Raw genomic sequence first — 14,900 nt, 5'->3', positions numbered from 1 at the left:
CATCCCGTCCTTGGTGTGGAGCAGCGATGGTAAGCCACGGAAAACGCCACGCCGAGCCCGCCGCCCACGCGGATTCGCGTAGGCCGGGCCTGTGTCACATCTTCAGGTGGCCCGGATTCAGGCGGTCGTGGTCTGCAGCGAGGCCAGTTTCTGCACGGCCTCCTTCGCCAGCGGCTCCAGCCCGGCGCCGCCGCCCTGCAGGTGTTCGATGATCTGCCTGCGCATCACCGGGTCCCAGAACTTCTTCAGGTGGTCGGCGACGCCGGCCACGCCGGTGGCGTGGTCGGGTTCGGCGGCGAAGTAGTTCGCGATGTCGTTGACCATCCGGGTGAGGGTGTCGATGTTCATGTCGGAGTGGTCCGCAGCAGAGGATGGATATCGTGTCGGAGGGGAGTGGCGGTTGCGGCCAGGTTGCAGCCGCCGCGTGATCAGCCGGCGGTTTCGGCGGCCTTGAGCAGGTCCTGCTGTTGCTGGTCGAAGCTCTGGAAGCGCTTCTGCCAGGCCGAGGGTTCGTTCACCCGGGTCACCTGCACCGCGGTCACCTTGTACTCGGGGCAGTTGGTGGCCCAGTCGGAGTTGTCGGTGGTGATCACGTTGGCGCCGGAGCCGGGGAAGTGGAACGTGGTGTAGACCACGCCCGGCTGCATGCGGTCGGCCACCTTGGCGCGCAGCACGGTCTCGCCGCTGCGGCTGGAAATGCCGACCCAGTCGCCGTCCTTGATGCCGCGCTCCTCCGCGTCGTGCGGGTGGATCTCCAGGCGGTCCTCCTCGTGCCACAGCGAGTTCTCGGTGCGGCGGGTCTGCGCGCCCACGTTGTACTGGCTGAGGATGCGGCCGGTGGTGAGGATCAGCGGGTGCTCGGCGTTGACCTTCTCTCGGGTCGGCACGTACTCGGTGAGCATGAAGCGGCCCTTGCCGCGCACGAACTCGTCCACGTGCATCACCGGGGTGCCTTCCGGGTGGTCCTCGTTGCACGGCCACTGCACCGAGCCGAGCCGGTCGATCTTCTCGAAGCTGACGCCGTGGAAGGTCGGGGTGAGCGCGGCAATCTCGTCCATGATTTCGGACGGGTGGGTGTAGTGCATCGGGTAGCCCATCGCCTGCGCGATCAGCTGGGTGATCTCCCAGTCGGCGTAGCCGGACTGCGGCTTCATCACCTTGCGCACCAGCGAGATGCGGCGCTCGGCGTTGGTGAAGGTGCCGTCCTTCTCCAGGAACGAGCTTCCCGGCAGGAACACGTGGGCGTACTTGGCCGTCTCGTTGAGGAACAGGTCCTGCACCACCACGCACTCCATCGCGCTGAGCGCGGCGGTGACGTGCTGGGTGTCCGGGTCGGACTGGGCGATGTCCTCGCCCTCCACGTACAGGCCCTTGAAGCTGCCGTCGAGCGCGGCTTCGAACATGTTCGGGATGCGCAGGCCCGGCTCGTCCAGCAGCGGCACGCCCCAGGCCTTCTCGAACAGCTGGCGGGTGGCGGTGTCGCTGACGTGGCGGTAGCCCGGGAACTCGTGCGGGAACGAGCCCATATCGCACGAGCCCTGCACGTTGTTCTGGCCGCGCAGCGGGTTCACGCCCACGCCCTCGCGGCCGATGTTGCCGGTGGCCATGGCGAGGTTGGCGATGCCCATCACCGCGGTGGAACCCTGCGCGTGCTCGGTGACGCCCAGGCCGTAGTAGATCGCGCCGTTGCCGCCGGTGGCGTAGAGCCGCGCGGCGCCACGCACCAGCTCGGCAGGCACGCCGGTGGTCGCTTCCATCGCCTCGGGGCTGTACTTGTCCTGCGAGACGAACTCCTTCCAGCGCTGGAACGCTTCCGGCTCGCAGCGGGCGGCGACGAAGTCGTCCTTCACCAGCCCCTCGGTGACGATCACGTGGGCCAGCGTGTTGAGCACCGCCACGTTGGTGCCGGGCTTGAGCTTGAGGTGGTAGTCGGCCTTGATGTGCGGCGAGCGCACCAGGTCGATGCGGCGCGGGTCGACCACGATCAGCTTGGCGCCCTGGCGCAGGCGCTGCTTCATCTTCGAGCCGAACACCGGGTGCGCGTCGGTGGGGTTGGCACCGATCACCAGCACCACGTCGGTCTGCTCGATCGAGTCGAAGTCCTGCGTGCCGGCCGATTCGCCCAGCGTGGACTTCAGGCCGTAGCCGGTCGGCGAATGGCAGACGCGGGCGCAGGTGTCGACGTTGTTGTTGCCGAAGCCGGCGCGCACCAGCTTCTGCACGAGGTAGGTCTCCTCGTTGGTGCAGCGCGAGGAGGTGATGCCGCCGACCGCGTGCTTGCCGTAGGCGCCCTGGATGCGCTTGAACTCGCTGGCGACGTGGGCGATCGCCTCGTCCCAGCTCACTACCTTCCACGGGTCGCTGATCTTCGCGCGGATCATCGGCGTGGTGATGCGGTCCGGATGGGTGGCATAGCCGATCGCGAAGCGGCCCTTGACGCAGGAGTGGCCGTGGTTCGCCTGGCCCTCCACGTTCGGCACCATGCGCACGATCTCCTCGCCCTTCATCTCGGCGCGGAAGCTGCAGCCCACGCCGCAGTAGGCGCAGGTGGTGGTGACGCTGTGCTCGGCCTGGCCGCGCTCGATCAGGCTGTTCTCGCTGAGCGTGGCGGTGGGGCAGGCCTGCACGCAGGCGCCGCAGGAGACGCACTCGGAGTCGAGGAACGCCTCGTCCTGGCTGGGCGATACCTTGGAGTCGAAGCCGCGGCCCTGGATGGTCAGCGCGAAGGTGCCCTGCACCTCGTCGCAGGCGCGCACGCAGCGCGAGCAGACGATGCACTTGGACGGATCGAAGGTGAAGTACGGAGTGGAGGTGTCCTTGGCCACGAACAGCGGGTTGGCGCTGCCGTCGGACTGCTTCGCATAGACGTGGTTGGCGCCGTCGTAGCCGTAACGCACCTCGCGCAGGCCGACCACGCCGGCCATGTCCTGCAGTTCGCAGTGGCCGTTGGCCGGGCAGGTGAGGCAGTCCAGCGGATGGTCGGAGATGTACAGCTCCATCACGCCGCGGCGGATCTCGGCCAGTTTCGGCGTCTGGGTGGCCACCTTCATGCCCTCGCTCACCGGCGTGGTGCAGGAGGCCGGGTAGCCGCGGCGGCCCTCGATCTCCACCAGGCACAGCCGGCACGAGCCGAACGCGTCGAGCATCTCGGTGGCGCACAGCTTGGGGATGGCGATGCCGGCCAGCGAGGCGGCACGCATCACCGAGGTGCCTTCCGGCACCGCGATCGTGCGGCCGTCGATCTCCAGCGAGACGGTCTTCGCGGACACGGCGGCCGGGGTGCCGCGGTCGATTTCGACGATGGAAAGCATGGGGGAACCTCCAGCGCGCGTTGCCCTCAGGCGGTGCGCGCGAAATCTTCGGGGTAGTGGTCCAGCGCGCTGAGCACGGGGAACGGCGCCATGCCGCCCAGCGCGCACAGCGAGCCGTGCAGCATGGTCTGGCAGAGGTCGCGCAGCAGGGCCTCGTTGCGGTCGCGCTCGGCGCCGGCGCGCATGCGGTCGATCACCTCCACGCCGCGGGTCGAGCCGATCCGGCACGGCGTGCACTTGCCGCAGGACTCGATCGCGCAGAACTCCATCGCGTAGCGGGCCATGGCCGCCATGTCCACGCTGTCGTCGAATGCGACCAGGCCGCCGTGGCCGATCATGCCGCCGATGGCGGCGAACGCCTCGTAGTCCATCGGCGTGTCGTAGCGCGACGGCGGGATGTAGGCGCCGAGCGGGCCGCCGAGCTGCACGGTCTTCATCGGTTTGCCGGTGGCGGTGCCGCCGCCGAAGTCCTCGACCAGCTCCTTAAGGGTGACGCCGAACGCCTTCTCGACCAGACCCGGATGCTTCAGGTTGCCGGCGAGCTGGAACGGCAGCGTGCCGCGCGAGCGGCCCATGCCGAAATCGCGGTAGTGCGCCGCGCCCTTGTCCAGGATGCCGGGCACCGAGCACAGCGTGACCACGTTGTTGATCACCGTGGGCTTGCCGAACAGGCCTTCGATCGCCGGCAGCGGCGGCTTGAAGCGGACCATGCCGCGCTTGCCTTCCAGCGATTCGAGCAGCGAGGTCTCCTCGCCGCAGATGTAGGCGCCGGCGGCCATCCGCACTTCCAGGTGGAAGGTCTTGCCGCTGCCGCGCACGTCGTCGCCCAGGTAACCGGCCGCCTCCGCCGCAGCGATGGCGGCGTTCAGCGCGTCGCGGGCGTGCGGGTACTCGCAGCGCAGGTAGATGTAGCCCTGCGTGGCGCCGACGGCGAGGCCGGCGATGGTCATGCCCTCGACGAGCACGAACGGGTCGCCCTCCATCAGCATGCGGTCGGCGAAGGTGCCCGAGTCGCCCTCGTCGGCGTTGCAGACGATGTACTTCTGGTCGGCGCTGGCGTCGTGGCAGGTCTTCCACTTGATGCCGGTGGGGAAGGCCGCGCCGCCGCGGCCGCGCAGGCCGGAGTCGGTGACCGCCTGCACGATGTCCGCCGGCTGCATCGCCAGCGCGTTGTCGAGCCCGCGGTAACCGCCGTGGGCGCGGTAGTCGTCCAGGCTGCGCGGGTCGACGATGCCGACGCGGGCGAAGGTCAGCCGTTCCTGCTTCGCCAGCCAGGGAATCTGCTCGGTGGGGCCCAGCGCCAGTGCGTGCGTGCCGCCGTCGAGGAAACCGGCATCGAACAAAGCGGCGACATCGTCGGCCTGCACCGGTCCGTAGGCCACGCGACCTTCGGGCGTGGCAACCTCGACCATCGGTTCCAGCCAGTACAGGCCGCGTGAGCCGTTGCGCACGAGCGCGACATCGATACCGCGACGCGCGGCCTCGGCGGCGATCGCCGAGGCGGTCGCCTCCGCCCCCAGCGAGAGGGCGCTGGCGTCGCGGGGAACGTAGACGGTGAAACTCATGAAGCCTCCCGGGCGGCCTTCAGCCAGGCATCGAAGCGTTCCGGCGTCATCCGCCCGTGCAGTTCCTCGTCGACCATCACGGCCGGCGAACAGGCACAGTTGCCCAGACAGTAGACCGGTTCGAGCGTAAACAACCCGTCATCCGTGGTTTCGTGGAAATCCACGCCCAGCCTTTGCTTGACGTGGCTTTCCAGTGCTGCGGCGCCCATCGCTTGGCAGGACTCGGCGCGGCACAGGTAGACGATCCGCTTGCCCGACGGCCGGGTGCGGAAGAAGTGGTAGAAGCTGACCACGCCGTGCACGTCGGCGCGGGACAGGTTGAGCTCCCGCGCGATCAGTGCGACGGCGCCTTCAGGCACGTAACCCAGTGCTTCCTGCACGCCGTGCAGGATCGGCAACAGGGCGCCCGGCTGATCCTTCAGCCGGGCGGTGACCTCGAGCACCGCGGCATGGTTCTCCGGGGAGAGCCACCTGGTGTTGTCCTGCGGACCGGAGCCCGCGCGTGCCGCGTGATTCATGGTGTCGAACCTTTTCAGAACAGGGCAGCGGCCTTTGCCAGCGCGATGTACAGGCCGATGAGGAACGGTACACCCACGGCCGCCCAGGCGAGGATGCCGGTGACCCCGAACGCGCCGCGTGCCGCGGTGGCCGCGTCGCCACCGATGCCACTGGCCTCATGCTGCAGCGAGCGTTCGTGGGCGAGCTCTTCGGGGGTCATGACCACCGATTCCTTCACCGGTTTCACCAGCAGGTTGCAGATCAGGCCGACGAACAGCAGCGCGGCCATGATGTACAGCGTGCGGTCGTACACCAGGTTCTTGGCCACGCCCGCGTCCAGCTGGGCCTGGCGGATGCTGGCGATGATCACCGGTCCGACGATGCCGGCTGCCGACCAGGCGGTGAGCAGCCGGCCGTGGATGGCGCCCACCATCTGCGTGCCGAACAGGTCGGCCAGGTAGGCCGGTACCGTGGCGAAGCCGCCGCCGTACATGCTCAGGATCACGCAGATCGAGATCACGAACAGGCCGGGCAGGCCAAGGTGACCCCAGGTCGGCAGCAGGCAGTACACGACGATGCCGAGCACGAAGAACGTGTAGTAGGTGTTCTTGCGGCCGATCTTGTCCGACAGCGAGGCCCAGAACAGGCGGCCGAGGCTGTTGAACAGGCTGATCAGGCCGACCAGACCCGCCGCGGCGGCCACCACGGCGGCCTTCTGCACCGGCGTGAGATCGGCGGCTGCCTCGGTGAGGCCGGCCAGCTTGCCGCCAAACACATCCTGCAGCATCGGGCTGGCCATCGAGATCACCGCGATGCCGGCGGTCACGTTGAGGAACAGTACACCCCAGACCAGCCAGAACTGCGGGGTCTTCCACGCCTTGTTCAGGTGCACGTGGTGCTGGGTGATCATGGACTTGGCCTCGATCGCCTTCGGTGTCCAGCCCTCGGGCTTCCAGCCGGTCGGGGCGATGCGGAAGCCGAACGCGCCAGCTGCCATCACGATCACGTACAACACGCCCATCGCCATCAGCGTGGATGCCACGCCCTGGCCGCCGCTGGCCGAGAAGTGCTTCATCAGCGCCACCGCGATCGGTGCGCCGATCATTGCGCCGCCGCCGTAGCCCATGATCGCGAAGCCGGTGGCCAGGCCGCGCCGGTCCGGGAACCACTTGATCAGGGTCGAGACCGGGGTGATGTAGCCCAGGCCCTGGCCGACGCCTCCCAGCACGCCGCACCCCAGATAGACCAGCCACAGCTGATGCATCGACACGCCGATGCCGCCCAGCACCAGGCCGCCACCCCAGCACAGCGCGGCGATGAAGCCGGCCTTGCGCGGGCCCGCGTGCTCCAGCCAGCCGCCCCAGATGAAAGCGGAAATGCCGAGCATGGCGATGAAGGTTTCGAAGATGTGGTTGACCTGGGGCACCGTCCAGTTGCACGTGGTGGTGGTCAAGGCAGCCATGAAGCTCAGGTTGGTGCACATCGCCGGATCGGCATTGGCGACCAGTTTGGTCATCGGCAGCCAGAACACGGAGAAGCCGTACGCCATGCCGATACAGAGGTGGATGGCGAGCGCGGCTGGCGGGACCAGCCATCGATTGAAGCGTGGACCTGCAATGGTGCGTTCCCTAGCCAAGATTCCCCCGGAACCCCCCCGGCTCCCGGCATTCGATGCCCCCGGCACACTGGCCATACAGTTCTCCCCTGAGATGGTGGAAACACTCGCGGCGGTACGTCCACCCTCGCGCGGTGGATGCACACCGTTTCGATCATTGCGCCCGTCAGCGCGGGGTCGCCACTCGACAAAAGTCGCAACGGAATGCGGCAGAAAAATGACGCGGTGCCGCCGTCCGGAGCGGGCGATGCCCATCGCCAGGCGGCCTGCGGGATGGCTGCGGTGCAACATCCCCAGGTGGCTGCCATGCATGGGATGTCCACCTTGGCGGGCACAGGCCCCACAATAGGAGTTTGCCGCGTCGGCCTTGCGCAGCGATGGCGCAGCCTCCATGGTTGCCGGCTGACCGATGTCCGCCCCACGTCCAGGAAGAGTCCAGCCCATGTCCGAGACCCCCAAGATCATCTACACGCTCACCGACGAAGCGCCGTACCTGGCCACGCAGTCGCTGCTGCCGATCGTCCAGGCCTTCGCCGGTACCGCGGGTATCGCCGTTGAGACCCGGGACATCTCGCTGGCCGGCCGCATCCTGTCGCAGTTCCCCGAGTCGCTGACCGAGCAGCAGCGCATTGCCGATGACCTTGCCGAGCTGGGCGAGCTGGCCACCACGCCGGTCGCCAACATCATCAAGCTGCCGAACATCAGCGCCTCGGTGCCGCAGCTGAAGGCGGCGATCAGGGAACTGCAGGCGCAGGGTTATGCGCTGCCGGAGTATCCGGACGAGCCGCACGGCGACGTCGAGCTGTGGAACATCAAGGCGCGCTACGACAAGGTGAAGGGCAGCGCGGTGAATCCGGTGCTGCGCGAGGGCAACTCCGACCGCCGCGCGCCGGCCTCGGTGAAGAGCTACGCCCGCAAGCACCCGCACCGCATGGGCGCCTGGAGCAAGGATTCGAAGACCCGTGTCGCGCACATGGACGGCGGCGACTTCTACGGCAGCGAGAAGTCCGCCACGCTGGACAAGGCCGGCCACCTGAAGATCGAGCTGGTCGGCAAGGACGGCGCGGTCAGCGTGCTGAAGGAGAAGGTGGCGGTGAAGGCCGGCGAGGTGGTCGATGCCGCCGTGATGAGCCGCGCCGCGCTGGCCCGCTTCGTCGACGCCGAGATCGCCCGGGTGAAGGACGAGGGCGTGCTGTTCTCGCTGCACCTGAAGGCGACCATGATGAAGGTCTCCGACCCGATCATGTTCGGCGTGGTGGTGGGCGAGTTCTACAAGGACGTGCTGGCCAAGTACGCCGACGACCTGAAGCAGCTCGGCTTCGACCGCAACAACGGCATCGGCGATCTCTATGCGCGCCTGGGCCAGCTGCCGGAAGACCGGCAGGCGGCGATCAAGGCCGACCTCGCCGCCGAGTACGCCAGCCGTCCGGCGCTGGCGATGGTCAACTCCGACAAGGGCATCACCAACCTGCACGTGCCGTCGGACGTGATCGTCGACGCATCGATGCCGGCGATGATCCGCGACTCCGGCAAGATGTGGAACGCCAAGGGCGAGCTGCAGGACACCGTGGCGCTGATCCCGGACCGCAGCTACGCCGGCATCTACCAGGTGGTGGTCGAGGACTGCAAGGCGCACGGCGCGTTCGATCCGGCCACCATGGGCTCGGTGCCCAACGTGGGCCTGATGGCGCAGAAAGCCGAGGAATACGGCTCGCACGACAAGACCTTCCAGCTCGAGGCCGACGGCACCGTGCGCGTCACCGACCAGGATGGCCACGTGGTGTTCGAGCACGCGGTGGAGGCCGGCGACATCTGGCGCATGTGCCAGACCAAGGACGCGCCGATCCAGGACTGGGTCAAGCTCGCCGTCAGCCGCGCGCGCCTGTCCGGCACCCCGGCGGTGTTCTGGCTCGACGCCAAGCGCGCGCACGACGCGCAGGTGATCGCCAAGGTCGAGCGCTACCTCAAGGACCACGACACCACCGGCCTGGACATCCGCATCCTGTCGCCCGAGGACGCCATGCGCTTCTCGCTGGAGCGCATCCGCAAGGGCGAGGACACCATTTCGGTCACCGGCAACGTGCTGCGCGACTACCTCACCGACCTGTTCCCGATCATGGAACTGGGCACCAGCGCCAAGATGCTTTCCATCGTGCCGCTGATGGCCGGCGGCGGCCTGTTCGAGACCGGCGCGGGCGGTTCGGCGCCCAAGCACGTGCAGCAGTTCGTGGAGGAGAACTACCTGCGCTGGGATTCGCTGGGCGAGTTCCTCGCGCTGCAGGCCTCGCTCGAATTCGTCGGCGACAAGACCGGCAACGCCCGGGCGAAGGTGCTGGCGAAGGCGCTGGATCGGGCCAACGGCCAGATCCTCGACAACAACCGCTCGCCGGCGCGCAAGGTCGGCCAGCTCGACAACCGCGGCAGCCACTTCTACCTGGCCCTGTACTGGGCGCAGGCGCTGGCCGGCCAGGACGAGGACGCCGGGTTGAAGGCGACGTTCGCCCCGCTGGCCAAGGCGCTGGCGGACAACGAGGCAACCATCGTCGGCGAGCTCAACGGCGCCCAGGGCAAGCCGGTCGACATCGGCGGCTACTACCACCCGGACCTGGCCCGGGTGAGCGAGGCGATGCGTCCCAGCGCCACGTTCAACGCCGCGCTCGCTTCGCTCGGCTGAGCATCCGGTGCAGGAGCGGGGCATGTCCCCGCTCCTCCCTCCGCAGGGGCCGCCGGCCGTCCTGCCTGCATGTTTCCCCGCGCCGGGCCGCGGATCGCCATGCCGCCGTGGCTGACTCGAGCGCTTGTCGATCATCCGATCCAGGGAGAACCCACGATGCGCCGTCGCGAACTGATCAAGGCCGGTCTGCTGGGCGTGACCGCCTGGCCGCTGCTTCCGTTGTCCTCCGCCGTTGCGGCGGACGCTCCCGATGCGTTCGCTGCGCTGGAGAAGGGTCACGGCGGTCGGCTCGGTGTGGCCGTGCTCGACACCGGCAGCGGCAAGCGGCTGCTGCATCGCGCCGATGAGCGCTTCCTGCTGTGCAGTACCGGCAAGCTGCTGGCGGTGGCTGCCGTGCTGGCACGGGTCGATCGCGGCGAGGAGCGGCTGGACCGCCGCATCGTGTTCCGCCGCGAGGACGTGCTCGACTGGGCTCCGGTGACCCGCCTGCGCCCCGGCCCGCCCGGGATGACCATCGAGGAGCTGTGTCAGGCCGCGATGATCGTCAGCGACAACACCGCGATGAACCTGCTGCTGGCCTCGCTGGGCGGTCCGGCCACGCTGACCCGTTTCGTGCATGGCCTCGGCGATCCGCTGACGCGGTTCGACCGCACCGAGCCGTCGCTCAACCGCCCCGGTCCCGGGGGCTTCGAAGACACCACCACGCCGCTGGCGATGCTCGACGACATGCGCCGGGTACTGCTCGGCGACGTGCTGTCGCCGGCCTCGCGCGAGCGGCTGCTGGACTGGCTGCGCCACAACACCACCGGCACCACGCAGCTGCGTGCCGGCCTGCCGGCGGGCTGGACCGCGGGCGACAAGACCGGGGCCAGCCAGACGCAGAACAACGACGTGGCGATCGTCTGGCCGCCGGGACGTGCGCCGGTGCTGATCGCCGCGTACTACGAGAGTTCGGCGGGGGCGGGCGATGCACGCAAGTCCGTGCTGGCGCAGGTGGGCGCCCTGGCCGCCAGCGTGTAACGCATTCGACGCGGCCCTTCAGCCACCGGTTGCTAGCATGCGCGTTCCTCGCCGGAGATCGCGCATGCCACGGATGCCTGTCCTGATGCTGTCCTCGTTGCTGGTGGCCATGCCGCTGGCCGCGCAGGATCTGCCCGCGCCGCCCTCGACTGCCGACATCCCCGTGCTCGCGCCGGTCACCGTCAGTGGCGTGCAGCCCGGACCCGGGCTGTGGAAGGTGAGCAAGGGCGACCACGTGCTGTGGCTGCTGGGCACCACCAGCGCGTTGCCCGAGCACATGCAATGGCGCTCGGACGAGGTGGAGCGGATCGTCGCCGGCAGCCAGGAGGTGATCCGTGCGCCGCGGGTCAAGTTCAAGCTCGACGTCGGCTTCTTCGGCAAGCTGTTCCTGCTGCCCTCGGCGTTTGGCGCGCGCAAGAACCCCGATGGCAAGACGCTCGACCAGGTGCTGCCGGCACCGCTGTATGCGCGTTGGAGCGCCCTCAAGGCGCGCTACATCGGTCGCGACCACGGCATCGAGCGCTGGCGGCCGATCTTCGCCGGCATCGACCTGTACCGGGAGGCGCTGAAGAAGAGTGGCCTGCGCAGCGGTGGGCAGATCGAGGACACGGTCGAGGGTCTGGCCAAGCGGCATGGCGTGAAGATCGTCGACGCCACCTACCAACTGGAGATCAAGGATCCCCGCGGCGCGATCAAGGCGTTCAAGACCGCCGGCCCGGAGGACACCGAGTGTTTCTCGCGCACGCTGGACAGCATCGAGCACGACCTGCCGGCGATGGCCGAGCGGGCCAACGCCTGGGCGGTCGGCGACATCGCCACGCTGCGCCGGCTGCCGGACAGCCGTTTCCGCAACGCCTGCGCCGATGCGTTGACCGAAAGCGGGTTCGCCCGGCAGCTGGGGATCAGCGATCTCCCTGCGCGGGTCGATGCCACCTGGCTGGCCATCGCCCGCCAGGCGCTGGCCAACGACACGCAGGCGCTGGCCGTGCTGCCGATGGACCAGCTGCTCACATCGGACGGCTTCCTCGCCGCGCTGAAGGCCGAGGGCTACTCGGTGCAGGCCCCGGATGGCGATGATGCCGCGGAACCGGCGCCAGCCACCTCGACGACCGCATCGCCTCAGTAGGCGCTGGCGCGGTCCAGCGCGGCAACTTCGTCCGCCGCCAGCATCAGTTGCGCGGCGCCGATCAGTTCCTGCAGCTGGCTCACGCTGGTGGCGCTGGCGATCGGCGCGGTGAGGCCCGGTCGCGCCATCAGCCAGGCCAGCGCGACCTGCGCCGGCGTTGCGCCCGGATGGGCGCCAGCCACATCGTCGAGCGCGGTGAGGATGCGCAGCCCGCGCGCGTCGAGGTATTTCCTGACTGCACCGCCGCGGGCGGCGCTCTTGGCCAGGTCGGCGGTGCTGCGGTACTTGCCGGTGAGGAAGCCACTGGCCAGTGCGTAATAGCAGATCACACCCACGTTCTCGCGCCGGACCAGCGGCTCCAGCGCCGCCTCGTAGCCGGCGCGATCGGCCAGGTTGTATTGCGGCTGCAGGGTCTCGTAGCGAGGCAGGCCGTGCTCGCGGGCGATCGTCAGCGACTCGGCGAAGCGTTCGGCGGAGTAGTTGGAAGCCCCGATCGCGCGCACTTTGCCTTGTTCGATCAGCCGGCCGAAGGCGCCCAGCGTCTCGGCCAGCGGCACGCCCGCGTCGTCGGCGTGGGCCTGGTACAGGTCGATATGGTCGGTCTGCAGGCGCCGCAGCGAGCCCTCGACGGCCTGCTCGATGTTCACCGGCGACAGGCCCGGCTGCTCAACCCACTTGCCGACCTTGGTGGCGATCACCACGCGGTCGCGCTTGCCGCTGCGTTTGAGCCACTTGCCGATGATCGTCTCCGATTCGCCGCCGCGGTTGCCCGGTACCCACGAGGAGTACATGTCCGCGGTGTCGATCAGGTTGAAGCCGGCATCGACGAAGGCGTCCAGCAACTCGAAGGACGTCGCCTCGTCGGCGCTCCAGCCGAACACGTTGCCGCCAAAGGCGAGCGGGGCGATGGCGAGCGGGGAGCGGCCAAGGGGGCGCAGTGGCATCGGAGTCTCCTTGCGGGGGAACGGAAGGACAAACGCTCGACATGGGGTGGTGCCGGACCGGGCTCAAGCCATGGGGGATGAGTCCGCGCGGCAGTGAGCCAAATCTGCAGCAGCGGGTGTTGCGGAATGAGCACACCTGTCGGGGCGACCATCTCCAGTCAGTGGTCGCGACTGGGTTGCAAGTGCATGAATCAACGATGGATTCGATGGCTGCCCGGATGCTGGCACGGCGCCTGCAGCGCAGGGGGCACGCATTCCGGCGGCGGCGCCCTCGGCGGCCCGCTCCGTTCCACGGCAGACAAAGGGAATCCACCATGCGAAACCGATTCGTTCGTTCCCGTCCATGGTCGATCGTGCTCGGGCTGGGACTGGGCCTGACCGCGGCCGGCGCCCTGGCCAACGATGGGCTGATGCAGATGGCGAAAGACCCCAACCAGTGGGTCATGCCGACAGGCAACTACACCGCCCAGCGGTACAGCGCACTGGACCAGATCACCACCGACAACGTGAAGGATTTGCACGTGGCCTGGACCATGTCGTCCGGCTCGCTGCGCGGTCACGAGGGGCAGCCGCTGGTGGTCGGCAACATGCTGTATTTCGAAAGCTCCTACCCGAACCACGTCTACGCGGTGTCGCTGGACGATCCGGGCAGGATCGTCTGGAGCTTCACTCCGGACCAGAACAAGTTCGCACCGTCGGTCGCCTGCTGCGACGTGGTCAACCGTGGACCGGCCTACGCCGACGGGATGATTTTCGCCAACGCGCTGGACGGCAATCTCTACGCGCTGGACGCCAAGACCGGCAAGGTGGTGTGGAAGGCGAAGAACGCCGATCCGATGATCGGCCAGACCCAGACCATGGCGCCGATCGTGATCAAGGACAAGGTGATCACCGGCGTGTCCGGCGCCGAGTACGGCGTGCACGGCTACGTCACCGCCAACGACATCAAGACCGGCAAGCAGCTGTGGCGCGCCTACAGCACCGGGCCGGACGACCAGTTGATGTTCAACCCGAAGAAGACCATCGACGGCGCCACGCAGAAACCGGTCGGCAAGGACTCCAGCCTGAAGTCCTGGCAGGGCGACCAGTGGAAGCTCGGCGGCGGCACCACCTGGGGCTGGTACACCTACGACCCCAAGCTCAACCTGCTGTACTACGGCACCGGCAACCCCGGCACCTGGAACCCGACCCAGCGCCCCGGCGACAACAAGTACTCGATGTCGGTGATCGCGCGTAACCCGGATACCGGCGAGGCCAAGTGGGTGTTCCAGATGACCCCGCACGACGGCTGGGACTACGACGGCGTCAACGAGAGCATCCTCACCGACACCAAGATCGACGGCCGCACCGTGCCGACCCTCACCCACTTCGACCGCAACGGCTTCGCCTACGTCTGGGACCGCTCCAACGGCAAGCTGCTCGCCGCGCACAAGTTCGACCCGGTGGTGAACTGGGCCACCGGCATCGACATGAAAACCGGCCGCCCGATGGTCGATCCGGCCAAGATGACCAGGGAAGGCGTCAACGTGAAGGACATCTGCCCGTCCTCGCAGGGCTCGAAGGATCAGCAGCCGGCTTCGTACGATCCGAACACCGGCCTGTTCTACGTGCCGACCAACCACGTCTGCATGGACTACCAGGCGTTCAACGTGAAGTACAAGGCCGGCTTCCCCTACGTCGGCGCGCTGGTGAACATGTATCCGGCCAACCACGGCGACGTGGGTGGGCGCTTCATCGCCTTCGACGCGGCGACCGGTGACACCAAGTGGGCGATCAACGACCGCTTCCAGGACTGGTCCGGCGTGCTCACCACCAAGGGCGGGCTGGCCTTCTACGGCACGCTGACCGGCTGGTTCCGCGCGGTCGACCTGAAGACCGGCAAGGTGCTGTGGCAGTTCAAGTGCCCCTCGGGAATCATCGGCAACCCGATCACCTACACGCACAACGGCAAGCAGTACGTCGCCATCCTCAGCGGCGTGGGCGGCTGGGCGGCGATCGGCCTGTCGAACAACCTGACCAAGGCGACCGAAGGCCTCGGTGCGGTCGGCGCCACCGCCACCCTCGGCGACTACACCAACCTCGGCGGCACCCTGATGGTGTTCGCCCTGAACTGATCCACGAACCGGCGCCATGCCTCCGCGAGGAGG

General features: G+C 68.2%; 10 protein-coding genes. 4 read left to right on the top strand and 6 right to left on the bottom strand.

Annotated features, from left to right (window positions below; all coding sequences use genetic code 11):
* Window positions 1–117: 117 nt before the first annotated feature.
* From C693_RS0118990 to C693_RS0118970, 5 genes are all read right to left on the bottom strand, one after another.
* Window positions 118–348, bottom strand: a complete 231-nt coding sequence (locus tag C693_RS0118990; RefSeq protein ID WP_017463868.1) for a formate dehydrogenase subunit delta — start codon at window positions 346–348, stop codon at window positions 118–120.
* A gap of 80 nt (window positions 349–428) precedes the next feature.
* On the bottom strand, window positions 429–3,311 hold the full coding sequence (gene fdhF, locus C693_RS0118985; protein WP_017463867.1) for a formate dehydrogenase subunit alpha: 2,883 nt from the start codon (window positions 3,309–3,311) through the stop codon (window positions 429–431).
* A gap of 26 nt (window positions 3,312–3,337) precedes the next feature.
* Window positions 3,338–4,876, bottom strand: coding sequence for a formate dehydrogenase beta subunit (locus C693_RS0118980; protein WP_017463866.1), 1,539 nt, complete (start codon window positions 4,874–4,876; stop codon window positions 3,338–3,340).
* Window positions 4,873–5,394 (bottom strand): formate dehydrogenase subunit gamma, encoded by a 522-nt coding sequence (locus C693_RS0118975; protein WP_017463865.1) that lies wholly within the window; start codon window positions 5,392–5,394, stop codon window positions 4,873–4,875. The genes C693_RS0118980 and C693_RS0118975 overlap by 4 nt, the downstream gene beginning before the upstream one ends.
* Window positions 5,395–5,408: 14 nt before the next feature.
* Window positions 5,409–7,067: an OFA family MFS transporter gene (locus C693_RS0118970; protein WP_026107558.1), complete on the bottom strand. Its 1,659-nt coding sequence runs from the start codon at window positions 7,065–7,067 to the stop codon at window positions 5,409–5,411.
* A 364-nt stretch (window positions 7,068–7,431) separates the two neighbouring features.
* Between C693_RS0118970 and C693_RS0118965 the strand changes: the two genes are divergently transcribed.
* The 3 genes from C693_RS0118965 to C693_RS0118955 all read left to right on the top strand — a co-directional run bounded on the left by C693_RS0118965 (window position 7,432) and on the right by C693_RS0118955 (window position 11,809).
* Window positions 7,432–9,663: an NADP-dependent isocitrate dehydrogenase gene (locus C693_RS0118965; RefSeq protein WP_017463863.1), complete on the top strand. Its 2,232-nt coding sequence runs from the start codon at window positions 7,432–7,434 to the stop codon at window positions 9,661–9,663.
* Window positions 9,664–9,819: 156 nt separating this feature from the next.
* On the top strand, window positions 9,820–10,683 hold the full coding sequence (gene bla, locus C693_RS0118960) for a class A beta-lactamase (protein WP_017463862.1): 864 nt from the start codon (window positions 9,820–9,822) through the stop codon (window positions 10,681–10,683).
* Between the two features lie 64 nt (window positions 10,684–10,747).
* Window positions 10,748–11,809 carry a TraB/GumN family protein gene (locus C693_RS0118955; protein WP_043599314.1) on the top strand — a complete coding sequence of 354 codons (1,062 nt, stop codon included), beginning with the start codon at window positions 10,748–10,750 and terminating at the stop codon, window positions 11,807–11,809.
* Here the strand turns inward: C693_RS0118955 and C693_RS0118950 are convergent.
* Window positions 11,803–12,753 carry an aldo/keto reductase gene (locus tag C693_RS0118950; RefSeq protein ID WP_017463860.1) on the bottom strand — a complete coding sequence of 317 codons (951 nt, stop codon included), beginning with the start codon at window positions 12,751–12,753 and terminating at the stop codon, window positions 11,803–11,805. The genes C693_RS0118955 and C693_RS0118950 overlap by 7 nt on opposite strands.
* 314 nt (window positions 12,754–13,067) lie before the next feature.
* On the opposite strand from C693_RS0118950, the gene C693_RS0118945 reads away from it, so the two are divergent.
* Window positions 13,068–14,867 carry a methanol/ethanol family PQQ-dependent dehydrogenase gene (locus tag C693_RS0118945; protein ID WP_017463859.1) on the top strand — a complete coding sequence of 600 codons (1,800 nt, stop codon included), beginning with the start codon at window positions 13,068–13,070 and terminating at the stop codon, window positions 14,865–14,867.
* Window positions 14,868–14,900 lie beyond the last annotated feature (33 nt).

Source organism: Dyella ginsengisoli LA-4 (genome assembly GCF_000334915.1).
Classification (GTDB): Bacteria; Pseudomonadota; Gammaproteobacteria; order Xanthomonadales; family Rhodanobacteraceae; genus Dyella_A; species Dyella_A ginsengisoli_A.
The sequence above is the reverse complement of the archived record's forward strand: the minus strand, read 5'-3'. Positions and strand labels throughout refer to the sequence as shown.